The sequence below is a fragment of the Leucobacter salsicius M1-8 genome, assembly GCF_000350525.1.
GTDB classification, from domain to species: Bacteria; Actinomycetota; Actinomycetes; order Actinomycetales; family Microbacteriaceae; genus Leucobacter; species Leucobacter salsicius.
This window is the reverse complement of the sequence record NZ_AOCN01000027.1, coordinates 1-22,464: the sequence shown is the minus strand read 5'-3', so window position 1 is coordinate 22,464 and position 22,464 is coordinate 1. Positions and strand designations below refer to the sequence as shown.

Below are 22,464 nucleotides of genomic sequence, written 5' to 3'. Positions count from 1 at the left end.
TCGTCTTCTTTGGGGTTCGTCGAAATCCGAAATTCAAAAGAGGGCGAGAACGGGCCGCGCGCTGTAATGCTTGACCCATGGACGTGCTGAACGATTTTATGCTGCTCGCTGGTGACCGGCTGTGGACCTGGATTGTGCTGCCCGTGCTCCTCGGGCTCGGGCTGTACTTCACGATCAGGTCAGGAGTCGTGCAGCTACGGTGGTTCCCTGAAATGCTCCGCACACTCACGAACAAGACGCCCACCGACGAGCACGGTAAACCACAGTCGGTCTCGGCGTTTCAGGCATTCACGATCTCGGCCGCCTCGCGCGTCGGAGTGGGCAACATTGCGGGCGTGGGCACGGCCATCGCGATCGGAGGCCCCGGCGCGGTCTTCTGGATGTGGACGATGGCGCTTGTCGGTGGCGCCTCCAGCTTTGTCGAGTCGACCCTGGGCCAGCTCTTCAAGGTGAGGGATAAGAGCGGGTTTCGCGGCGGCCCGGCGTATTACATGTGGAAGGGGCTGAATGCCCGTTGGATGGGCACGCTGTTTGCGGGCATCCTGATCATCTGCTTCCCCTTCGCGTTTAGCTCGCTGCAAGCCAACACCATCACGGCCACGGTGTCCTCGAGCTTTGGTGGCAAGCTTGAATGGCTGCCCGTCGTAATTGGCATCGTGCTGGCGATCCTCACGGCCCTTGTCGTGTTTGGCGGCGTGCGCCGCATCGCGAGCGTCACGCAGGCCGTTGTGCCGGCGATGGCGCTGCTCTACCTGCTGCTCGGTCTCGTGATCGTGGGTCTCAACATCGAGCGCCTGCCCGAGGTGTTCGCCTCGATCTACACGAGCGCGTTCGGTGCCAACCAGGTCGTTGGGGCCGCGTTTGGAACGGTGCTCATGACCGGCATCAAGCGCGGCATGTTCTCGAACGAGGCTGGCCTCGGCTCTGCCCCGAACGCGGGTGCGAGCGCCGCGGTCACCCACCCGGTCAAGCAGGGTCTCGTGCAGACCCTGGGCGTCTACTTCGACACGTTCCTGGTGTGCTCGATCACGGCGTTCATTATTCTCGTGTCGACCCCCGACTTGGCGAATGCTGCCAAGGGCATCGACCTCACTCAGGATGCGATCGTGGGGGCGCTGGGACCTTGGTCAAACGTGCTGCTCTCGGTGATCATCTTCTTGCTCGCGTTCAGCTCGATCCTCGGCAACTACTACTACGGCGAATCGAACATCGAGTTCATCTCGACGCGCCCCGCGGTGCTCCTCGGCTATCGCCTGCTCGCGGTCGCCGCGATCTTTGTGGGCTCGATCGCCTCGGCTGACGTGATCTGGAATTCGGCCGACACGATCATGGGCGTCATGGCCCTCGTCAACCTGATCGCGATCGGTCTGCTCTCGGGCATCGCATTCAAACTGATGCGCGATTACTCCCGCCAACGCAAGCTCGGACTCGATCCCGTATTCACGCGCGCGCTCCTCCCCGAGGTGAGTGGCATCGAGTGCTGGGAGAACGAGCACAGCGTCACCGGCAACCTACCGGTCGTCAAGGGCGAGACCCGCTAGCACCGGTCCGGCTGACGTTAGTCGTGGCGCTGGCAGCCACAGGCCGTGGCTGGCTCGGCCACCGCTCCCTCGCGGATCGTGACGCAGCAGTACCCGGCCTCGGGTTCGAGACTCGCGTGCGCGCACCGGCACCCGAGGCCGTCGACCACACCCTGAATGTAGTTTTGATTGACGCCGCACACGAGCTGCGTGTGGTCCTTGGCGAGATGGTCGAACGGGCAATTGCGCAGTCGCACCACGTCGTCGGCGATCACCGGTTCAAACTCGTGGTCCGCGAGCGCATCAGCGATTTCGAAGAGCGCGGATTCCGGGGCGGGAAACGCTGCGCGATGTTCCTCGCCCGCGCTCAGCCCCGCGGCGTGCGCGACCGACTTGAGAGCGTCCTGCATCGCCGGGGAGTCGTTGCGCTCGACGGCGGCGGCAAGGATTCCGCCCATGAGGTCGTACTGGCGGCCCGGCAGGGACACCTCGATCTGCGCACCCGAACGTCGGTAGAGCTTGGAGGGGCGGCCGGCCCCCGGGCCGGTCTTGCCGGAGAGCCTGCGATACTCCACAGCGAGCAACCCTTCCTCCACTAGGCGGTCGAGGTGAAACTTCGCGGTGTGCTGCGGTGTGCCGACGGCCTCGGCGGCTTGTTTGCGGCCGACGGCTTCATGCTGCGCCACAACGTACTCATACAGGTTCCTGCGAACCGGGTCCGCGAGGGCCCCCACTGCGTGAATGCTGTCGAATTCGTCCATGCCAATAGTCTATCGGCGAAACTTGTTGACACTAGAGCGGCGGCTCCATAGAGTGCGAAGTGACGGCGAAGTCTCAGCGCGGTAACGCAAAGAAAGAGGTGGCGCAAATGAATGCAATGGTGATCATCGGCGGCGGATTTGCTGGAGCAAGTGCAGCGCAGCAGCTGCGACACGAAGGCTTTGCGGGCAGCATCACCATCGTCGCGAAGGAGCCGCACCTGCCCTACGAACGCCCGGGGCTCTCCAAGGGATTTCTGCAGGGCAACGAGGATGAGGCGTCGCTTTTCTCCCACCCGTCTGAGTGGTACGAGAAACATGACATTGTCGTCCGCACGGGTGTCACCGCGGACGCCATCGACGCGGTGGCCCACACGGTGTCACTGACAAGCGGCGAATCACTGGGCTACGACAAACTCCTACTCGCCACGGGATCGCGTGCGCGCACGCTTCCGATTCCCGGGGCCAAACTCGCAGGAGTACACACCCTCCGCACCCTCGAGGACTCCCAGGCGCTGCGTGAGGTGTTCGCCGCGGGGGACAAGAACATCGTGTTGATTGGATCCGGCTGGATCGGCATGGAGGCCGCCGCTGCCGCACGGGAGAAGGGCAACACCGTCACCGTGCTCGAGCGCGGGAATGCGCCACTGGAGGCGGTTCTCGGAGAATCGCTCGGCCACAACTTTCAGCAACTACACGAGGCCCACGGGACGGTATTTCGGATGCAAGCGGGGGTCGAAGGAATCGTCGGCACGGACAACCGGGTCACGGGGGTAACCGTGGACGGGGAGACGCTGCCCGCTGATCTCGTGCTGGTGGGGGTCGGCGCGATTCCCAACGTCGAGCTCGCGGAGGCTGCCGGGATGCGGGTGGACAACGGCGTCCTCGTCGATGCCTCCCTGCGCACGAGCGCGCCCGACGTGTTTGCCGCCGGTGACATCGCGAACATCGACCATGCGGGCGCGGGCGTCCGCGTGCGGAGCGAACACTGGGCGGTCGCGCTCGCGACGGGCCAGGCTGCTGCGAAGGCGATGCTGGGCCAAGAGGTGAGATACGACGTGATTCCGTTCTTTTTCACCGACCAGTGGGACCTCGGGATGGAACTCGCCGGCTACCCGCACCTCATGCGAGACGCCGAGATCGTGGTGCGGGGCGACCTCGCAACGCGCGAATACCTAGCCTTCTGGGTGAAGGATGGTCGGGTGGGCGGCGGCATGAACGTCAACGTGTGGGACGTGAACGAGCAGATCCAGGAGCTCGTGCGCAGCGGCACACAGGTCGACATAGCAAAGCTCAGCGATCCGAGCGTGCCGCTTATTGACGTGGCCGTATAAGGGGGAACAGCTGAGCTGGGGCCCGCTGCGCCGGGCTACTCCGTGGCGGGATCGTCTGATTTTGGTGCGTCTGGTGCACCCTTATCTGCGGGCTGCGTCTCACCCGACTTCTTCGCATCCTGTGCGGTCTTGGTGAGCGGGGCGAGTTGGGTGATCGCGAACGCCGCACCATCCTGCTGCATGCCGTTGTCGAAGTACTCGACGTGGCCGGCCTCGTCGAGACCGGCCGTGGTCGCCTGGCAGATGAAGTCGTCGCTCACACAGTAGTCGCGCAGGCGGTCTGCGAACTCCTCGAGTGACCCGGCGGGGCGGGGCAGCAGCCCGTCGCGAGTTTCGTCGTAGCTGCCGTCGTTGAAGGGCTCCGCCCCCACAAACCGAGGGTCGCCGTAAAACACGATCGCGCTCACGGCCGCCGCGGCCTCGGGCCGCAACTCATCGGCCTTGGTGCCCACGAACCGGGCGGCCGGCTCCGACAGCGCATCTCCCACGACCATCGCACCCTGTGAGTAGCCCAACAGCACAAACTTCTGCTCGGGGCACGTCTGAGCCTGCAGGTTCAGCATGGTCACGAGCGTGCGCACCCCGAGGCTGGCGCCCCCGTTGATATCGGTGTCGGCGGGATAATCAAGGTCGGTGCGCACGGCCTGATCCGGCCTTGCTTCTGCAATCGCGCGCGAGACCGGCGAGAGCAGCTGGCCGCGGTGGGGCTCGCCCGTGCCGCGCGCGGTGATGACAAGGTAGGGCAGGCACTCGAGCGGCTCGAGCTCGAGCGGCTCGGCCTCTGCCTCGTCGGCCTTGGCCTCGTGCTCAGGGGCGGGTGCCTGGGCTGCCTCCTGCAGCGCGTCGCGTGCGACTCCCGGATCGGCGGGCGCGGCGCATCCCGCGAGCGTTACCGCGAAGAAGACCGCTGCAATGGCTGCGCGGGCGAGGCGGTGAGCGGGGCGAGAAGAGGCGTGCGGCACGGTAGTTTCTTTCTGCTGACGGGGTGTCATTCGAGCGTACGCCTCTAGCGGTCGAGCCCCCCGGCGAACACGCCAGGGCATGGTGGGGAATCGTCTGCGGTTACGGCGTTGCGGGCTGTGCGATCCGGTGCTGGTGCAACTTGCTGAGCAGTCCATGCCGAGGTGCGAACACGTACGCAAGTCCAAAAGCGCAGCCCTGCACAACAACGACGAGGCCCCCAGACGCGGCATCGAGCCAGTAGCTCAGGTAGATGCCGGTGATCGCGCTGGCGACTGAGAGGGCCGGGGCGATCACGAGCATGCGACTGAACCGGTCGGTGAGTAGGTACGCCGTTGCCCCCGGAATGATGAGCATCGCAACGACCAGAATCACACCGACGACCTGCAGCGCGACGACCGAGGTGAGCGCGAGCAGGCCGAGCAGCAGGGCGCCCAGGAACTTGGGGTTCAGGCCGATGGCGTGCGCGTGCGTGGGGTCGAACGCGTAGAGCGTGAGGTCTCGGCGCTTGATGACGAGCACCGCGAACGCGATCGCGGCGAGCAGCGCGATCTGTGCGAGCTCGGCGTTGGAGACTCCCAGAATGTTGCCGAAGATGATGTGGTTCAGGTCGGTCTGGCTGGGCGTGGCCGAGATCAGCACGAGCCCCAGCGCAAACAAGGTCGTGAATACGATGCCAATCGCGGCGTCTTCCTTCACGCGGGTGGTCGAGCGAATTGCGCCGATCAGCGAGACCGCGATAAAGCCGAACACGAGTGCGCCGAGCGCGAAGGGCGCGCCAAATACGTACGCGAGTACGACGCCCGGCAGCACGGCGTGTGACACTGCGTCGCCCATCAGTGACCAGCCGATCAGCACGAGCCAGCACGACAGCAGCGCACACAGGATCGCCGCGATCGACGTGGTGATCAGCGCGTGGGTCATGAACTCGTACTGCAGCGGCTCGAGGAATAGGTCGAGGGGGTTCATGCGAGGGGCTCCGGATCCGTGGGGTGCGCAGGTTTGTCGGTGGTGGTGTTGGAGCTGAGGTTGGTGCTGTGCGTCGTGCCGAGGGTGCTGCCCGGCGGGAGTCCGAACGCGAGCGCGAGCCGCTCGGGCGCGAGTGCTTCGCGCACGTCGCCGTGGAACAGGATCCGGCGCAGCAGCAACGCTGCTTCGTCGGCGAGCCCCGGCAGCGCGTGCAGATCATGCGTGGATACCAGAATCGTGCGACCGCCTGCCGCGAGCTCGCGCAGTAGCCGCACGATGGTCGCTTCGGAGCGTTTATCGACGCCCGCGAACGGCTCGTCGAGGAGCAGCACATCGGCTTCTTGCGCAATTCCGCGTGCGACGAAGGCACGCTTCTTTTGGCCACCCGAAAGTTGCCCGATCTGGCGGCCGGCAAGCTCAGTAAGTTCGACGCGCTCGAGGGCCTCCTCGACGGCACGATGGTCCGTGGCGCGGGCCCGCCTGGTGACCCCCATGTGGCCGTATCGACCCATCATGACGACGTCGCGCACGCTCACGGGAAATGCCCAGTCGACGGCTTCGGACTGGGGCACGTAGCCGATGAGCCCGAGTCGCCGGGCCCGCGACGGGTCCTCGCCCGCAATGCGTACGGTTCCAGCCTGTGGCTTCACCGCCCCCATGATGGATTTGAAGAGCGTGGACTTTCCAGAGCCGTTCATGCCGATGAGCCCTGTGACGCGGCCTGCCGAGACCCGCAGGATGGCCCCCTCGAGCGCTGTGACTTCGCCGTAGCGCACCGTGATGTCGTCGACGACGATACGGTGCTCCGTGCCGGTGACGCCGTGCATCATGCATCCTTCTTGGGTACGAGGGCTGCGACGATGGTGTCGGCGTCGTATTGCAGCAGCTTCAGGTAGGTGGGCACGGGGCCATCGGGCTCCGAGAGTGAATCGACGTAGAGCGTTCCCCCATACTGTGCACCGGTGGCCACCACCACCTGTCGCATGGGCTTGTCGGAGACGGTGGACTCGCAGAACACAGCCGGGATGCTGTGCCCCTGCACGAACTCTATGGCGTTGGAGATCTGTCGCGGCGTCGCCTGTTGCTCGGCGTTCACCGGCCAGATGAATCGCTCGGTCAGCCCGACGTCGCGGGCGAGGTAGGAAAACGCACCCTCGCAGGTGACGAGCGCCCGCTGTGTCTCGGGAATACGTGCGAGCTCGGCTTTCAGGGCGTCGCCCACTCGATTGATCTCAGCGGTGTAGTCGTCACCGCGCTGCGCAAAGCCGTCGGCGTGCTCGGGGTCGAGCTCACTAAACGCGGCCACCATGTTCTCGATGTAGATCGCGCCAGCGTCGGGGCTCATCCAAGCGTGCGGGTTGGGCTTGCCTGCGTACGCGTCTGAGCTGATATCGATGGGGTCAATGCCCTCGGTGACGACGACGTGAGGCACGTCGATTTGGTCGACGAACTGCGAGAACCAGGCCTCGAGCCCAAACCCGTTGTCGAGGATCAAGTCGGCCTCCGTGGCCTTGGCGATGTCGAGCGGGGTGGGCTCGTAGCAGTGAATCTCTGCGCCCGGCTTGGTGATCGAGCGCACCTCGAGGTCGTCCCCCGCGACGTTCTCCGCCATGTCAGCAAGCACCGTGAACGTGGTGAGCACGATGGGCCGATCAGCCTCCTCGTCGCTCGCGGTCCCGGTGGTAGTCGTTGTGCATCCCGCGAGGGCGATGGCTGCGGTGCATGAAAGGGCCACGAGGCCGACGAATTTCAATGGTCGTGGGTGGCGTGTGATCCGAATCAAGATTGCCTGGCTCCCTTTTGATGGTGGGCGACGTTTGATGGTGGGCGACTCACCGCCTCTATCGTGCAGCCTAACCTAAAAGTTCGGCATCACGAACTTTAATGATGATCTTGCCTAAGCTCCCCGTGTCTGGCCCCGCCGGGGTCGTTACCGCAGTGCGTGTTCTGCGAACGCTACGGCCCGCGCTACCCCGGCGGCATCCCACCGCGCCTCCGAGGACGCGGACACTGCGCAGAGTCGATGGTCGCGAGCCCCGCGCGTTCTCCCGGGTCTAGGATTGAGCCGAAAGGCGGGTGTATGAGCGTGTCAGGCGAGTTGAGTCCGGGGCGAGCGGTTCGATTGCGGACGCCACTCAACGATCTTGGCCTGGTGGCGCTCGGCGGCACCCTCGGAACGCTCGCCCGCTACGGCATCGGCGCGGCCTTGCGCACCCATGAGGTCGAGGGGTGGTTCCCCGTAGCAACGTTCACGGTCAATGTCGTTGGGGCGCTCCTGCTCGGTGTCGTCGTAGCAGTGATCGGACGAATGCCCGGCACCGCACGATTTGGCGGTGCGAGGATGCGCGACATCCGCTTGTTCATGGGAACAGGCATACTCGGTGGATTCACGACCTATAGCGGCTTGGCGACCGAGACGGGGCAGCTGCTGCTCGGCGACCAGGCAGGCTTAGGGCTCGTGTATGCCGGTATGACGATCGTCACGGGTCTTACCGCGAGTGCTTTGGGCCTGTGGCTCGGCGGGCGGATTGTTCCCGGCCAGGCTGCTGAGCCGGGCGAGGGCGCGCCGTGACCGGCGCCTGGCTCGCGCTGGCGGTCGCTCTCGCGGGGGGAGCGGGGGCCGCGCTGCGGCACCTCGTCGACCAGGCGGTTCCCAAGGGCAAGCCGATCTTTCCGTGGGGGCTCTTCGTCGTGAACCTCACCGGGTCGTTCGTGCTCGGGCTGCTCATCGGTCTCGCGCTGGGAGACCCGGTGCACACGATCCTCGCCACGGGACTGCTCGGCGGATACACGACCTTTAGCTCCGCGAGCCTCGACACCGTCAAGCTGCTCGGTGAACGCCGCTTCGGGGCGGCCCTCGCGAATGGCGCCGGGGTGCTCGTGGCCGGGGTGGCCTGCGCCGTGGGCGGCATCGCACTGGGGGCAGCGCTGGTGGCCTAGCGGGGCTCTAGCGATCGCGCGCTACCGCACGCGTCGCACCGAGAACCGCTCGTCGGGGTGGGCATAGGCCTCCTGCGCTGCGACGAGCTGCAGTTCGCGCGTACCCGCGGCGAGCGTGGTTTCAAGCAGTGAGAACACACTCGCGGTCGTGCGCGACAGGGCAGCGGCCGCGTCGCTCGTGCGCAGTAGGTGGGCGGTGAACAGCGCGGCGGTGACGTCACCCGAGCCGTTGGCCTTGATCGGCAGCCGAGGCGTCGAAATGAGCCAGGCGTCGTCGCCCTGCACCGCGAGCATCTCGAGAGAATCGGGGGCCGCCTCGGGGCGATCGACGCTCGTGACGAGCACGGTGCGCGGGCCGCGCTCGCGGGCAAGGTCGACCGACTCGAGAATCTCCTCGAGTGACTCTGGCGAGGTGCCCGTAATGAAGCCGAGCTCAAACTGGTTCGGGGTAATGAGATCTGCCGCGGGCACCACGCGGTCACGAATGAGGTTCTGTACCTCCGGCGCGACATGGCAGCCCGACTTCGCGTTGCCGAGCACCGGATCGCAGGCGTAGATCGCCTCGGAGCTGTGCCGCTTGACCCGCGCTACGGCGTCAAGGATCGCGTCTCCAATGCTGTCGCCGCCTTGGTATCCCGAGAGTACGGCATCGACCCCAGCGAGTCCGCCGCGCTCCTCGATACCCGTGATGATCTCGGTGATATCGCTGCCCGAGATGAGCGGGCCGCGCCAGGCTCCATAGCCAGTGTGGTTCGAGAAGCAGACGGTGTGCACGGGCATTACATCGACGCCGATGCGCTGCAGCGGGAAGACCGCGGCAGAATTACCGACATGACCGTACGCGACCGATGACTGGATCGAGAGGATTCGCATGGTTCGATCCTGCCATTGGCCCCCAGTGCGGTCCAAGCATGCTTGGTTCGACTGAACCAAGCATGCTTGCCCCTAGATCGCGCGCCCGGGGGTGAGCGTGCCGCGCGGATCGAGCGCGAGCTTGATCGCCACCTGGGTCGCGCGGGCCACCTCGTCGAGCTGCCACGACAGCTCGTGTCGCTTCACCGAGCCGATGCCGTGTTCACCCGTGATCGTGCCACCGAGGGACAGCGCGAGCTTGGTGACGTCGTCGAGCAAGGCGTCTGCCGCGATCTCGTCATCGTCGGCGCAGTCGACGGTGCAGTGCAGATTGCCGTCGCCCGCGTGCGCGACGGTCGACACGAGCCGGTCGTGACGTCGCGATATCTCGGTGATGCCGTGAAAGATCTCGGCGAGGCGCGCCACGGGCACGCCCACGTCGCACGAGATCTTGAGTCCGCGCGCGGTGAGCGCCGGGTTTGAGAGCCGGCGCGCCTCGATCAGTGCATCGGAGTCTGACAGCTCGGTCTCGGTTGCGCCGTGCGCGGTGCACACCTCGGCGATTGCGGCGGCCTCGGCGGCGGCCGCTGGTCCCACCGTCTGCCCCACGAGGATGGCTCCCTTCGGCACGGTGATGCCGCTGGGGCGGTATGCCTCAATGATCTCGACGCTCGCGGCGTCCATGAGCTCGAGGATCTCGGGGGAGTGCAGCCCGCCCACGATCGCCGTGACGGCGCGCCCCGCCGACTCGAGGTCATCGAATGAGGCGCGAAAGCTGCAGGCCGTGCCCTCGGGTACAGGCTTGAGGCGCAGGGTCGCCTCGGTGACCACGCCGAGCGTGCCTTCCGACCCGACGATGAGGCTCGTGAGGTCGTAGCCGACGACGTCCTTGCGGGTGCGGGAGCCGGTGCGCATGACGCGTCCGTCTGCAAGCACTACCTCGAGCGCCGCCACGGCGTCGCGGGTGACACCGTGCGCCACGCAGCGCAGCCCGCCCGCGTTCGTCGCGATGTTGCCGCCGATAGTGCAGCTGCGGGCGCTGGCGGGGTCGGGCGGATAGAAGAGCCCCTGCAGCCGCGCCTCGGCATCGAGTTCGGCGGTGATGACTCCAGGCTGCACGACCGCGAGCCGGTCGTCGGCGTTGATGTCGATGATCCGGTTCATGCGTGCGAGTGACAAGATGAGCCCGCCGTCATAGGCGTTGGCGCCGCCGGCGAGGCCGGTGCCAGCGCCGCGCACGCTCACTCGCACGCCCCGCTCGTTTGCCCAGGCAAGGGCCGCTGAAACGTCCGCGGTGTCCCTCGCCTCGACAACGGCCAGCGCAGCTCCGCGGGGCTCATCGCGCGAGGAATCGTGCGCGTATGCGGAGATATCGCGCGCATCGGTGAGTAACCGATCGCCCAGCTGTTCGCGTAAAGTCTGCAGGCTCGCTTGTGCGTCCTCGGGTGTGTGTCGATCGTCCATTGATGCCTCCTGCCTCAGCGTATCGTGGCGACCACGCGTGCGTGCCAGAATTGGAGCCATGTCTGCGCGCGGCCCCGGTGGCGAACTCCCCGTACCTCTCGAGCCCGCCACGGGCGCGGGCCGCTATGCGCCCAGCCCCTCGGGCGATCTGCACCTCGGCAACCTGCGCACGGCACTGCTGGCCTGGCTGTTTGCGCGGGCCACGGGGCGCGCATTTCTGATGCGCATTGAGGACCTCGACCGCGCACGCGATGCCGGATCAGCTGCTGCGCAGCTCGAAGACCTAGCGCGGCTCGGCCTCGACTGGGATGGCGAGCCCGTGTTGCAGACCGACCGAGGGGCGGCGCACGAGGCCGCCATTGCGCGGCTTGCGGCCGCCGGCCTGGTCTATGAGTGCACGTGCACGCGCAAGGATATTCTCGCGGCGGTCTCGGCGCCACATGCCCCGCCGGGGGCCTACCCGGGCACCTGCCGCGACCGTACTTCGGCGGAGCGAGAGGCCGTGCGGGCAGCGATCGCACCGCGCACCCCGGCGCTGCGACTGCGGGTGCCAGACGATGCTTTGGCCCCGGCGTTCACCGACCTGGTGCTCGGCGAGGTCCACGGCGACATCGACGATCTCGTGCTGCGCCGCGGCGATGGAACCGTCGCGTACAACCTCGCGGTCGTCGTGGATGACGCCGAGATGGGCGTCGATCAGATCGTGCGCGGCGCTGACCTCGCCTCGTCAACACCGCGTCAGATCCTGTTGCAGCGCCTGCTCGACTTCTCGTCGCCGCCCAGGGTGAGCTACGCTCACGTACCCCTCGTGCTGGGGCCCACGGGAGCTCGCCTCGCCAAGCGCGACGGCGCCGTCACACTGCGCGAACTCGAAGCCGTAGGAACCAGCGCCCAGACGGTGCTTACGCAACTCGCCCGCTCGCTCAACCTCGCAACTGAAACAGAACGAGTCACGCCAACGCAACTCATCACGCGCTTTGACCCGTCCCAACTCCCCAGGGACCCCTGGGTCTGGCATCCCTAGGCGTCAACGCGCCAAGGCATCCGGGCGTCTAAGCGCATCAACTGAGAGCGGATTGCGGCGAAACCTACCGCTTCAACGCCCGAATCACCCGAGCCAACGCGCGCCCAGCGACACACACGAACGGCACGCCAACAACGAGCAGCGCAATGATGTTCGGCTCGAACCGCGTCACACCATCGCGTGAGACGTATGCGCCGACGGGGACAGCCATGCCGCCCCCGCCCCCGCCTGAACCTTCGCCCTCGGTACCGGCGCCGGCCTCACCGGCACCGAAGCCGTACGAGGTGCATGCCACGGGCATGATCGTGGCGTCGCCGAGCTGAACCGGATCGCCGTAGGCGGAGTGGACGCCCACCTGGGTGAGCGTGTCTGCAATTTCCTTCGTGAGGTGTGCCATAGCCTCAGCCTATCCGTTGGGGCCACAGCTGTCAGCTGAGTTCTTACTCCGAAGAGCGGCGTGACCCGTTGACGTATTCGGGCACGGGCCGCTTGGCGGTGATCCCGTCGCCCGAGGAAACGTGTTTGATGCGCCGAATGACCCAGGGCACGAGGTATTCGCGCGCCCAGACGACGTCCTCCTTGCGGGCTGCACGCCAGGTGTGGAGGGGCTGTAGGGGCGGGTTGAGCGGGGTGAGGTGGTGCGGGACTCCGAGCGCATCGAGCGCGGTGCGCGCGATGGTGTGGTGCCCCAGCGCGTTCAGGTGAAGTCGGTCGTCGGCCCAGTAGCGCGGGTCCTGAAGCTCCTCGATCGCCCACTGGTCGACCACGATGCAGTCGTGCTTGAGCGCGACCTTGCGGACGTTTTCGTTGAAAATCGCGACTTTGCCGCGGATCGTGCGAAAGACCGGCTGAAAGGCCGTGTCCACGCCGGTAAACAGGATCACGGTGGCGCCGGATTCCTTGAGCCGGGTGACGGCGGCGTCGAGCCGGGCGGCGACCTCGTCGGGGTCTGATCCGGGGCGAATCACATCGTTGCCGCCCGCGCAGATGCTGATGAGATCGGGGCGCAGGTCGAGCGCAACTCCGATTTGCTCGTCAGAAATCTGTTGAATCAGGCGGCCGCGCACCGCGAGGTTAGCGTAGGAAAAATCGTCGTCGTAGCTCGCGAGCACCTCGGCGAAGCGGTCGGCCCAGCCGCGCAGCCCGCCCGGGCTGTCGGCGTCGGGGTCACCGACTCCCTCCGTGAAGGAGTCGCCCAGGGCGACAAAGCGCGACCAGGGCAGCTCAATGCTGGCGCCCCCACTGACTGCTGTTTCGTCAACCGATGTCATCTGAACTGCTCCCGTGTCACTCGTGGCGCACCGTACCTGAACGTGCGCTCCGGTTCTCCGAGCTAGTCTAGAGCGTTGTGACAGATTCGGATCCAGGCTTACATCTTCCCGGTACGAGTGCCGCCGAACTGCTCCCTCCCGCTTACCCCGAGCGCGCCGCGCACGGTACCGCAGGCACCCTGCGAGCGTGGCAGGAGGAAGCGATTCGGCAGTACCTCGAGGCTTCGCCGCGCGACTTTCTGGCCTCGGCTACCCCCGGGGCCGGTAAGACGACCTTTGCGCTCAGATTGGCGGCCATTCTGCGCTCCAACCATACGGTGAGCCAGATCGTCGTGGTGGCGCCCACCGAGCACCTGAAGAATCAGTGGGCCGACGCCGCAGCCCGTGCCGGAATCCGTCTCAATCCTGATTACTCGAACGCCGATGGACTCGGGTACGGCCTTCACTATCACGGCGTGGTCGTCACCTACGCCCAGGTGGCGATGAAGCCGATTCAGCACCGGCTGCTGACCGAAAACGCAGACACGCTCGTGATCATGGACGAGGTGCACCACGGCGGCGACGCGCTCAGCTGGGGAGACGCGATTCGAGAGGCGTACGGCTCGGCGCGTCGCAGGCTGTCGCTCACCGGCACGCCGTTTCGCTCAGACGAGGCCCCCATTCCCTTTGTGCAGTACGCACCCCAGGGGGATGGCTCGCGCGTCTCGCTCACCGACTACGACTACGGCTACGGCCGCGCCCTCGCGGACGGCATCGTGCGCCCCGTGATCTTCATGGTCTACGCGGGCAAGATGCGCTGGCAGACCTCCGCGGGCGAGGAGATGGAAGCCTCGCTGGGCGAGGGCAACACGAAGGACGTCACGAGCCAGGCATGGCGCACCGCGCTGGATCCGGCGGGCGATTGGATCTCGAAGGTGCTGCGCGCCGCAGATAAGCGCCTCAGCGAGGTGCGGCTGCAGATTCCCGACGCCGGCGGCCTCGTGATCGCGACGGATCACGCCGCGGCGAAAGCGTATGCGTTTCAGCTGCGCGAAATTACCGGCGAGAATGTCGCCCTGATTCTGTCCGATGAAGACGGATCGTCGGCGCGCATCGACGAGTTCTCGCAGGGCACCTCACGCTGGATGGTCGCCGTGCGCATGGTGTCTGAAGGCGTCGACGTGCCCCGGCTCGCGGTCGGTGTGTACGCAACGAGTTCGGCGACGCCGCTGTTCTTTGCGCAGGCCATTGGGCGCTTCGTGCGGTCGAGGCGCCGCGGCGAGGTCGCCTCGGTATTCATTCCGAACGTGCCCGGCCTGATGCAACTGGCGGCAGAGCTCGAGAAGGAGCGCAACCACGTGCTCGAGGGCCCGAAGAGCGCCGAGGAGATGTGGGACGCCGAGGCCGCGATGATGGCCGAGGCTGAGCGCGGTGACCAGGCCTCGTCTGAGCTGCTAGAACAGGAGTTCAAGTATCAGGCGCTCGGCTCCGACGCGCACTTTGATCGTGCGGTGTTTGATGGCGTCGAGTTTGGCGGCTACGCCGAGGTCGATAGCGAGGAGGAGCTCGACTTTCTTGGGTTCCCCGGTCTGCTCGAGCCGCAGGAGGTGAAGGCGCTGCTGCAGGCGAGGCAGTCGCGCCAGGCCAAACGCAGCGCGTCGAAGCAGGGCATCCTCGAGCACGCCCCCGAGAAGGCCGAGGCGCCCGAGGCGCTGCACCGCACCCTCGGCGAGCAGCGCAAGCTGCTGTCCCAGCTCGTCGGAATGTACTCGCGGGTATCGGGGGAGCCCCACAAGGACGTGCACACCGAACTGCGCCGCGTCTGCGGCGGCCCCGCGGTGGCGCAAGCATCGGTGACGCAGCTTCAGAAGCGTATCGAGTTGCTGCGCAGGCGCCTGCGGCCGTAGGCGGCCGGGGCAGGCGCGGGCCGCAATACACTGGAGGGATGGCAAAGAAGGCTCGAAAAGGATCCGGATCAGCGGGCACGCCCGCGACGGTCGCGCTCGCGAGCGCCGGGATCGCGTTTGAAGCGCGCAGTTACGCGCACGATCCCGCAGAGACCGACTTCGGGGGCGAAGCCGCCCGCGAGCTCGGCATCGCTCCGGAGCGCGTGTACAAGACACTGCTCGTGGATGTCGACGGCGCGCTCGCGGTGGGCGTCGTGCCAGTGAGCGGCATGCTCGACCTGAAGGCGATCGCCGCAGCGCGTGGCGGAAAGCGCGCCGTGATGGCCGACCCCGCGCTCGCAGAGCGCAAGACCGGGTACGTCGTGGGCGGCATTAGTCCGCTGGGGCAGCGCACGCCGCTGCCGACCGTGATTGACGAGTCCGCACGGGCTCACGAGACCGTGTTGGTGTCGGGTGGCAAGCGCGGATTCGACATTGAACTCGCCCCCGAGGACCTGGCGCGCGCATGCGATGCGACGTGGGCCCCGATCGGTCGGGCCTAGGCCCTTTCCGAAAATTGGCGTGATTCCGCGCGACACACGCGAGATCACCGGGGGATTCGAAGGGAGCTTTAAAGCCGTGCTAAATTATTACTTGTTCGGCCGGTGAGTGCGAGAGCGAGACGGGCAAGAATGATTCGCGCGGGTGGCGGAATGGCAGACGCGCTAGCTTGAGGTGCTAGTGCCCGTATTAGGGCGTGGGGGTTCAAGTCCCCCTCCGCGCACGTGGATCGAAAACCCCCGGGTGAGAGAAATCTCACCCGGGGGTTTTCTGCATTCTCGGCCAGATCTTCTACGATGGGCAGGACGATGAACTCAGCACAGCCAGCCAGCGAAGCCCCCGTGCCGCCCACCCTTGGCTGGCGGGAGCGGCTCGGTCAGCTGATTGCACCAGATGCTCGCACTGGGGCCGTGGCTTCAGATTCGGCATCGAGTGAGACGCCCGATGCGGGCGGCGTTACCCCCCTCGCGTTGCAGTTCGAGGTGCGCGAGCTGATTCCGCGCACGTCTGAGCTGTGGAACGGCCCCATCTCGCGCGCGCTGAAGCCGGGCCAAGAAGTGGGGAGCGGTCTGTACCGGCTCGGGACCCGGCCGGCAATGCAAACCCAGCGGGGCTGGGCGCGCGGCACCCTCACCTGGTCCAACATCGGTCACCAGGGCGGGCGGCTCCACCTCGATGCCACCCAGCAGCGGTGGTTTCGACAGGTGTTCGCACTGCACCGGGCCGCCGCGACCATCACGGTCGGCCAGGACGCCAACTGGGTGTTTCTCGATGAGTTCGTGAGCCCGGCGCTCTGGACGATGCTGGGACAGGCCGAGGGCCTGGGCATCAAACTGATCGTTTCGGGGACGCACGCGCCGGTGCAGCTGCACACGGAGGCTCAGCTGAGCCTCGATGCAGTAGCCACAACCGGGGGTGGGGTTGAGCTGCGCCCGCGGCTACGGTTGGACGGGGTCGACGTGCCGCTGCGTGACAGCGGCGTCATTGGCGATCACGGGCTGTACCTGGCGCAGCGCGACGCGGGGCGCGAGGTCCATCTTGCCCCGGTGGCGGGGAGACTGAGCGCCGCGGCGGTTGCCTTGCTCGGGGGCCGGGAAGACGCGGCTCCGGTGACGCTGCCCGCGACAGAGCGCGAGGCGTTTCTCGCCGACGGCATTCCGGAGCTGCGCGCGGGGTTCACCGTGGAGAGTACCGATGGGTCCGTCGTGCTGCCGGCACCCCGACAGCCGCTCGCAGTGCTGACCGCGGCCTGGCAGCAGGGTCACTGCCTCACGCTCACATGGGCGGCAGAACGCGTGCCCGGGGCGCTGGGGTCGCCCGGTCCCGTGGTCGCACGGCTGCTCCCGCAGGGGGTACTCGATGAGGAAGTCGTTCCCGCGGCTTGGGCCGATGAGTCACCCGCGCTGCCCGCGGCGACCGAGCTGCGCGGCGCCGACGCGGCAGAGTTCTTGCACAGCGTTGCGCCCCTGCTCCACTCCGCCCCGGGCATCGAGGTGCGACAGACCGGACCCGCCCCGAGGTATCGTGCCGCCCAGGGCACGCCACAGCTCTCAGTCACGACCGTACCGAGCGAGACCGCAGACTGGTTCGACCTCGGCGTGCTCGTCACCGTCGAGGGCAAGACCGTGCCGTTTGCGCCGCTGTTTCGCGCCCTCGCAAAGGGAGCGAAGAAGCTGCTCCTGATCGACAACTCGTACCTGTACCTCAATCACCCCGCCTTGGCCCCGCTGGCCGAGCTCATCGCTGAGGGGCAAGAACTCGACGAGTGGGAGACCGGGCTGCGTATCAGCCGGCACCAGGCAGCCTTCTTTGCCGACTTTGAGGACCTGGCCGAGGAAACCGAGGCTGCGGTCGACTGGCGCGCGCTCGTGCGCGATATCGGCCGGGCTCACCCGGTGCAGGTGCAGGTGCCGCAGGGCATCCAGGCAGAGCTTCGGCCCTACCAGCGCGAGGGGTTTCACTGGCTCGCGTTTCTGTGGCGCCACCGGCTCGGCGGAATCCTCGCCGACGACATGGGGCTGGGCAAGACGCTGCAGTGCCTCACCTTGATTGCGTGGGCCAAGCAGAGCGACCCCGCGCCCGCTGAGGGGCCGCCGCGTGCCGCCGAGCGCCGCCCGTTTCTCGTCGTCGCCCCGACCTCGGTCATGGGCAACTGGGCGTCGGAGGCTGCCCGATTCGCCCCGGGGCTGCGGGTGCGCGTGCGCACCGCGACCGCGGCGACGTCGGGGCGACCGGTGGCGAACGATGCTGCTGAAGCCGACATTATTGTGACGAGCTACGCGCTCTTTCGGCTCGACTTCGAGCAGTATCGCGCGATCGCGCAAGATCCGGATCGTGGCCTTGCCGGCCTCATTCTCGACGAGGCGCAGTTCGTCAAGAACGCGCGCGCGATGAGTAACGAGCTGTCGGCGGAGCTGCCGGTGGCTTGGAAGCTCGCGGTCACTGGCACGCCGATGGAGAATTCGCTACGCGAGCTCCACGCGATCGCGGGAGTTGTCGCGCCGGGGCTCTTTCCCTCCGCACGCCGGTTCGAGGAAGAGTACGTGCGCACCATCGAGCAGGTGGCCCCGGGCATCTCAGCTGGCAAGGGTGCCGGCAGCGGGCCTGAGACGCAAGCTGGGCTTCGCGCCCAGCGGCTCCAGCAGCTGCGCCGCAAGCTGCGGCCCTTCATGCTGCGGCGCACAAAGGCACTGGTCGCCACCGAGTTGCCCGAGAAACAGGAGCAGGTGCTCGAGATCGAGCTCGCCCCAGCGCACAGGCAGCTCTACGACGCGTTCCTACAGCGGGAGCGTCAGAAGCTCTACGGGCTCATCGCAGATCTCGATCGCCATCGATTTACGGTGTTTCGCTCGCTCACGCTGTTGCGCATGCTCGCACTCGATGCCTCGCTCATCGACGAACAGTATGCGGAGTTGCCCTCGGCGAAGCTTGAGGCGCTCGCCGAGCACGCCACCGAGCTTGCGGGGGAGGGTCGGCGGGCGCTCGTCTTCAGCCAGTTCACCTCGTTTCTCGATCGGGCGAGGGAGCGGCTGCATTCAGCCGGTCTTCGAACCGTCACCCTCGACGGCAGCACGCGCAACCGCGCTGCGGTCATCGAGCAATTTCGGCGCGGCGAGGTCGACGTGTTTCTCATCAGTCTGAAGGCCGGGGGATTCGGCCTGAACCTTACCGAGGCGGACACCGTGCTGCTGCTCGACCCGTGGTGGAACCCGGCGAGCGAGGCGCAGGCCATTGACCGCACCCACCGTATTGGGCAGCGCAACCCGGTGCACGTGCTCCGCATGATCGCGCTCGGCACCATCGAGGAAAAGGTGCTCGAGCTGCAGCAGCGCAAGCGAGCCCTCTTCGATGCCGTGGTTGATGACGAGGAGCTATTTGCGCGGGCGCTGACCGCCGAGGATGTGCGCGAACTGCTGGGTTGAGTCGGGTCGGGAAGTGTCGGGAGGACGGCGTACTGCAGGGCGCGCAGGTGTCCGCCTCACCCGCAAGTGAGAAGTATTGTGCGTGTGAGCCACGCTTCATAGTCGGGTTGGCTCCACTTGGCACCTAACACAAGTTGGTTATACCCCTCGGGCGACAGGATAAACGAGACAGTGTCCGCGATCGTTTCCCGTGCCTGGGCTCTGTCGGCGAGGCCGCGACTGCGAAGCTCATCAACCAGCACCAGCATGTCCGCCCGGCGACGCCGCTGGAGTTCGTCGAGTTCGTTGCTTAGCAGAGCGTCAGAAGCGGCAGCCGACAGGAGCGTGGTCCAGAGGAGACTGCTGCGCCGGTTTGACTCGGCGACAAAATGTGCAATACCTGCTAGGTAGCGAGTGTTGTCGAGTTCAGCGGTAATGTCGGCGACCGGACCATGGCTCGCGAGCGATTCAAGTCCCTCGCGTCCGGCAAAGGTGTGTGTAAAAGCGTTGAGTAGCAGGCGGCGCTTAGGGCCGCCGAGCTTCACTGTTTCGACCGAGACGCCCGCTGCTTGTGCAACGTCGGCGAGAGAAGTGCCGGTGTAACCCGCGACGGTGAATCGCTCAGCCGCTGCATCCAAGATTCGGAATCGTGTTGCGGCGGCTTGACTCGTGCGCAGCTCCGACTGATATCTGCGGCCGCGAGGTCGAGTATTCTCGCCTGACATATTGACTTGCCCCCAAGGTTAGTGAATACTTTTCACTGGTCAGGCTACCTTGGTTTGTCACCTAATGAAAGTCGCGCATGAAATCGTTCCTCGTTTGCAGCACTCCCGTCCACGGTCACGTCACGCCCCTATTGACGGTTTCGCGTCATCTCGTGCGGCAGGGCCACCGGGTGCGCTTCATGACCGGGCAGCGCTACGCTGACGCTGTGCGTGGCACCGGGGCTGAATTCGTGGCGCTACCCGCAGAAGCGGACTACGACGACACCGACATGAACGTCGCGTTCCCCGGCAGGGTCGGCAAGACCGGGGTGGCGGGGATCCGCTGGGATGTGAGCAATATTTTTCTGAAGCCGGCGCCGGCTCAGATTCGCGCGGTCGATGACGCGATCGCGCAGGAGCCTGTCGACGCGATCCTCGTTGAGAGCATGTTCATCGGAGCGGTGGGGCTGCTGGCAAGACCCCGTGCAGAGCGCCCCGCGATTGTGAACCTCGGGATCATCCCGCTCGGGGTAGAAAGCAAAGACACCGCACCGTTCGGCCTGGGTGTCCTCCCGAAGCCCGGAACGCTCGGTCGGATTCGCAACTCAATGCTTGACGTGCTCACCAAAAAGGTCATCTTTGGTGGGGTGCAGAAGCAGGCCGAGCAGATGATGCTTGAGACGACCGGGAAGAAGCTCAATGGGTTCTTCATGTCGGGCGCATCGCAGGCTGACGCGATTGTGCAGTTCACTGTTCCGGGCTTTGAGTACGAGCGAAGCGACCTGCCAGACACGGTGCACTTCGTGGGCCCAATGTCGCGCGCGACGATGAGTGACGGCCCGCTACCCGAGTGGTGGGCTGAGCTTGATGGGCCGCGGCCGGTGGTCCATGTGAGTCAGGGTACGGTCGCAAACACTGATTTTGACGAGCTCATCGCCCCGACTATGGCCGCGCTCGCGGATGATGACGTGCTTGTTGTGGTGAGCACGGGTGGGCGGCCGCTGTCGACGCTGCCGTCGCCGCTTCCCGCGAATGTGCGTGTTGCCGAGTATTTGCCGCACGACCGACTGCTGCCTCTCACCGATGTGTATGTGAGTAACGGCGGGTACGGCGGAGTGCATTATGCGCTCGAGCACGGCGTACCGCTTGTGGTCGCGGGTATGACAGAAGACAAAGCTGAGGTTGCCGCGCGTGCGCAGTGGACGGGGGTTGGGGTGAGCCTCCGCACGAGCAAGCCGACGCCCGAGCGGGTCGGGGCTGCGGTGCGGCGGGTGCTCGCTGACCCGGGCTATGCCGAACGCAGCCGGAAGGTGGGCGCGGAGATCGAAGTGTCGAGTGGGCTCGCGGGTCTTGAATCAGTGATTGAGGCGCTCACGCCGAAGCCTGCGCAGGGGTGGGGGCCGCAGTGAGCGCAGCGCTGACTCCTGCGAGCGGGCCACTAATAGGAAGCACCGAGGTCATTATCGCCCCCTCCCGGGGTGACGTTTGCGCAGGTGAGTGCAGGCGCGTAGTTCTCGGTCGAGTTGGCTGTGGACGATACCGCGTATTCCTGGGGACACAACGGCTACGGGCGGCTGGGCGGTAGCACTTAGGCTACGAGGCCTGTGTCGATTCCGATTCCTACGCATGTGACAGTAACTGGGGCTTCGTTTGGGGGACCAGTGCGACCGACCTCATAGATAACGGCGGCGGATCGTGGACGGTCACTACTGCGCTCCACACTGCTGGCCCCGTTGATGTCGTGGTGTCGTGGGCGCGTTCACCGATGTTGTTCCCCATACTGCGCCGACGAAAGCGTTGCCTGGGTTCCAGTACCGCGTATCCGCCCCGAAGCGATTTTCGCGCCTCATGGTCGACTTCGCCGAAATGAGCTATGACCACGGTGCCAGAGCTGTGGGACCACAACGGCCGCACCGGTCAAGTCCCGTGGAGTGGTGTAACGAACATTCTTCGAGAATGAGCTTGGCTACGCAGTCAACGTGAGGGGTAGTTCCACAGCCACCTCCTCAGCAACGTTGTCCGTGATGAGGCGAACCCTGCAACGAGCCAACACCTCGAGTCCGAGGTATCGGCGGCCCTCCGCCCACTCGTCAGATTGCTCTGCCAGGACCGCTCCAACGAGCCGGGTGATCGCGTCTCGATTCGGGAAAATACCGACAACGTCAGTGCGACGTCTGATTTCTTTGTTGAGACGTTCGTTGGGATTGTTCGACCAGATCTGCTGCCACACATCTTTCGGGAACGCCGTGAATGCGAGGATATCGGCGCGGGCAGCATCGAGATGATCGTGCACGCCAGGCAGTTTCTCGCCGACGTAGTCCAGGAGCCGGTCGAACTGTGCCTCGACAGCTGCAACGTCGGGCTGGTCATAGACGGAATGCAGCATTGCTTTCACGGCAGGCCACATCTGCTTCGGGCAGGCCGACATGAGGTTCGCGGCGTAGTGGGTGCGGCAACGCTGCCAACTGGTGCCGGGAAAGTTGGCCCGCATGGCCTCGACCAGGCCAGCGTGTGCGTCTGACGTGATGAGCTGCACTCCGGTCAGTCCTCTCGCGACGAGGTCCGCGAAGAACATGTTCCACGCCGCCCCGGTCTCGCTCGTCGCGACCTGCATGCCGAGCACTTCACGATGCCCATCGGCGTTGACGCCGGTCGCGACGAGCACGACCGTGTTGATCACTCGCCCGCCCTCACGTACTTTCATGGTGAGGGCGTCACACGCGACGAACGTGAACGGGCCGGCATCGCTGAGCGGTCGGGTGCGGAACTCGGTGACGTGTTCGTCGAGATCAGTGGCCATGCGAGAGACCTGCGATTTCGACAGTGAGTGAATGCCGAGCG

Annotated in this window: 20 protein-coding genes and 1 tRNA gene; 10 read left to right on the top strand and 11 right to left on the bottom strand. The window is 65.9% G+C overall.

All coding sequences use genetic code 11. The features are described 5' to 3' along the window. The first annotated feature begins 77 nt into the window (after positions 1-77). Positions 78-1,541: an alanine/glycine:cation symporter family protein gene (locus tag C795_RS0113795; protein WP_017794334.1), complete on the top strand. Its 1,464-nt coding sequence runs from the start codon at positions 78-80 to the stop codon at positions 1,539-1,541. A gap of 17 nt (positions 1,542-1,558) precedes the next feature. Here C795_RS0113795 and C795_RS16140 read toward each other — a convergent pair whose 3' ends face one another. Continuing rightward, positions 1,559-2,281: a helix-turn-helix transcriptional regulator gene (locus tag C795_RS16140; protein WP_017794333.1), complete on the bottom strand. Its 723-nt coding sequence runs from the start codon at positions 2,279-2,281 to the stop codon at positions 1,559-1,561. 107 nt (positions 2,282-2,388) lie between these two features. Here C795_RS16140 and C795_RS0113785 point away from each other — a divergent pair, with 107 nt between their 5' ends. After that, on the top strand, positions 2,389-3,612 hold the full coding sequence (locus C795_RS0113785) for an NAD(P)/FAD-dependent oxidoreductase (protein ID WP_033349838.1): 1,224 nt from the start codon (positions 2,389-2,391) through the stop codon (positions 3,610-3,612). 35 nt (positions 3,613-3,647) lie between these two features. On the opposite strand, the gene C795_RS16710 is transcribed toward C795_RS0113785, so the two are convergent. The 4 genes from C795_RS16710 to C795_RS0113765 all read right to left on the bottom strand — a co-directional run bounded on the left by C795_RS16710 (position 3,648) and on the right by C795_RS0113765 (position 7,294). After that, on the bottom strand, positions 3,648-4,604 hold the full coding sequence (locus C795_RS16710; protein WP_157487158.1) for a cutinase family protein: 957 nt from the start codon (positions 4,602-4,604) through the stop codon (positions 3,648-3,650). 70 nt (positions 4,605-4,674) lie between these two features. Then, the gene (locus tag C795_RS0113775; protein WP_017794330.1) at positions 4,675-5,541 is read right to left on the bottom strand and encodes a metal ABC transporter permease; all 867 of its coding nucleotides are present in this window, start codon (positions 5,539-5,541) and stop codon (positions 4,675-4,677) included. Continuing rightward, complete coding sequence (locus C795_RS0113770; protein WP_017794329.1) at positions 5,538-6,368, bottom strand: metal ABC transporter ATP-binding protein; 831 nt, start codon at positions 6,366-6,368, stop codon at positions 5,538-5,540. The genes C795_RS0113775 and C795_RS0113770 overlap by 4 nt, the downstream gene beginning before the upstream one ends. Continuing rightward, on the bottom strand, positions 6,368-7,294 hold the full coding sequence (locus C795_RS0113765) for a metal ABC transporter substrate-binding protein (RefSeq protein WP_157487157.1): 927 nt from the start codon (positions 7,292-7,294) through the stop codon (positions 6,368-6,370). Before C795_RS0113765 ends, C795_RS0113770 begins: the two co-directional genes overlap by 1 nt. Before the next feature lie 327 nt (positions 7,295-7,621). Here C795_RS0113765 and C795_RS0113760 point away from each other — a divergent pair, with 327 nt between their 5' ends. Next, the gene (locus C795_RS0113760; protein WP_083879327.1) at positions 7,622-8,113 is read left to right on the top strand and encodes a fluoride efflux transporter FluC; all 492 of its coding nucleotides are present in this window, start codon (positions 7,622-7,624) and stop codon (positions 8,111-8,113) included. Next, positions 8,110-8,481: a fluoride efflux transporter FluC gene (locus tag C795_RS0113755; RefSeq protein ID WP_017794326.1), complete on the top strand. Its 372-nt coding sequence runs from the start codon at positions 8,110-8,112 to the stop codon at positions 8,479-8,481. Before C795_RS0113760 ends, C795_RS0113755 begins: the two co-directional genes overlap by 4 nt. A gap of 21 nt (positions 8,482-8,502) precedes the next feature. Here C795_RS0113755 and pdxY read toward each other — a convergent pair whose 3' ends face one another. Together pdxY and C795_RS0113745 are read right to left on the bottom strand one after the other, a co-directional pair. Beyond that, entirely contained in the window at positions 8,503-9,354 is an 852-nt protein-coding gene (pdxY, locus tag C795_RS0113750; protein WP_017794325.1) for a pyridoxal kinase PdxY, read from the bottom strand. A 72-nt stretch (positions 9,355-9,426) separates the two neighbouring features. Beyond that, positions 9,427-10,797 (bottom strand): FAD-binding oxidoreductase, encoded by a 1,371-nt coding sequence (locus C795_RS0113745; protein WP_017794324.1) that lies wholly within the window; start codon positions 10,795-10,797, stop codon positions 9,427-9,429. 58 nt (positions 10,798-10,855) lie between these two features. On the opposite strand from C795_RS0113745, the gene gluQRS reads away from it, so the two are divergent. After that, positions 10,856-11,821 carry a tRNA glutamyl-Q(34) synthetase GluQRS gene (gluQRS, locus tag C795_RS0113740; protein WP_017794323.1) on the top strand — a complete coding sequence of 322 codons (966 nt, stop codon included), beginning with the start codon at positions 10,856-10,858 and terminating at the stop codon, positions 11,819-11,821. Positions 11,822-11,885: 64 nt separating this feature from the next. Here gluQRS and C795_RS0113735 read toward each other — a convergent pair whose 3' ends face one another. Continuing rightward, positions 11,886-12,218, bottom strand: coding sequence for a spore germination protein GerW family protein (locus C795_RS0113735; RefSeq protein WP_017794322.1), 333 nt, complete (start codon positions 12,216-12,218; stop codon positions 11,886-11,888). Between the two features lie 43 nt (positions 12,219-12,261). Beyond that, positions 12,262-13,092: an SGNH/GDSL hydrolase family protein gene (locus tag C795_RS0113730; RefSeq protein ID WP_017794321.1), complete on the bottom strand. Its 831-nt coding sequence runs from the start codon at positions 13,090-13,092 to the stop codon at positions 12,262-12,264. A gap of 77 nt (positions 13,093-13,169) precedes the next feature. On the opposite strand from C795_RS0113730, the gene C795_RS0113725 reads away from it, so the two are divergent. From C795_RS0113725 to C795_RS16130, 4 genes are all read left to right on the top strand, one after another. Further along, positions 13,170-14,978: a DEAD/DEAH box helicase gene (locus C795_RS0113725; RefSeq protein ID WP_017794320.1), complete on the top strand. Its 1,809-nt coding sequence runs from the start codon at positions 13,170-13,172 to the stop codon at positions 14,976-14,978. A 38-nt stretch (positions 14,979-15,016) separates the two neighbouring features. Next, the gene (gene ybaK, locus C795_RS0113720; protein WP_017794319.1) at positions 15,017-15,520 is read left to right on the top strand and encodes a Cys-tRNA(Pro) deacylase; all 504 of its coding nucleotides are present in this window, start codon (positions 15,017-15,019) and stop codon (positions 15,518-15,520) included. A gap of 136 nt (positions 15,521-15,656) precedes the next feature. Then, positions 15,657-15,741: transfer RNA gene (locus tag C795_RS0113715), tRNA-Leu, on the top strand. 85 nt (positions 15,742-15,826) lie between these two features. Then, on the top strand, positions 15,827-18,940 hold the full coding sequence (locus C795_RS16130) for a DEAD/DEAH box helicase (protein ID WP_017794318.1): 3,114 nt from the start codon (positions 15,827-15,829) through the stop codon (positions 18,938-18,940). 56 nt (positions 18,941-18,996) lie between these two features. Here the strand turns inward: C795_RS16130 and C795_RS0113705 are convergent, their stop codons facing one another. Further along, the gene (locus tag C795_RS0113705; RefSeq protein ID WP_017794317.1) at positions 18,997-19,557 is read right to left on the bottom strand and encodes a TetR family transcriptional regulator; all 561 of its coding nucleotides are present in this window, start codon (positions 19,555-19,557) and stop codon (positions 18,997-18,999) included. 164 nt (positions 19,558-19,721) lie between these two features. Here C795_RS0113705 and C795_RS0113700 point away from each other — a divergent pair, with 164 nt between their 5' ends. Then, positions 19,722-21,032: a glycosyltransferase gene (locus tag C795_RS0113700; protein WP_017794316.1), complete on the top strand. Its 1,311-nt coding sequence runs from the start codon at positions 19,722-19,724 to the stop codon at positions 21,030-21,032. 557 nt (positions 21,033-21,589) lie between these two features. Here C795_RS0113700 and C795_RS16125 read toward each other — a convergent pair. Further along, positions 21,590-22,464: IS256 family transposase (locus tag C795_RS16125; RefSeq protein WP_017792467.1), on the bottom strand; the 875-nt coding region annotated here is incomplete at its 5' end.